Source organism: Brevundimonas sp. GN22 (genome assembly GCF_054824005.1).
On record NZ_JSYD01000127.1, the window covers coordinates 1 to 250 of the forward strand.

The 250-nt window shown below is 61.2% G+C and carries 1 protein-coding gene; it reads right to left on the reverse strand.

What is annotated here, in order from left to right; translation table 11 throughout:
- Positions 1-250 (reverse strand): recombinase family protein (locus OB03_RS13990; RefSeq protein ID WP_461344565.1); only part of this gene is annotated, 250 nt, incomplete at both ends.

Genomic DNA, 250 nt, shown 5'->3' on the forward strand with positions numbered 1-250 from the left:
CACCACATCTATCCGCTTGGCCTCGATGTCGGCCATCAGCCGCTTGAGGGCCGGACGCTCCATAGTTCCGCCCGAATATCCGCCATCATCGTAAACCTCCGGCGACAGGGTCCAGCCCTCACCTGCCTGCGAGAGGATGTAGGCCGCGCAGGCATCGCGCTGGGCATGCAGCGAGTTATAGTCCTGTTCCAGCCCCTCTTCGGTGCTCTTGCGGGTATAGATGGCGCAGCGAATGGTCTTGGTTTGGATC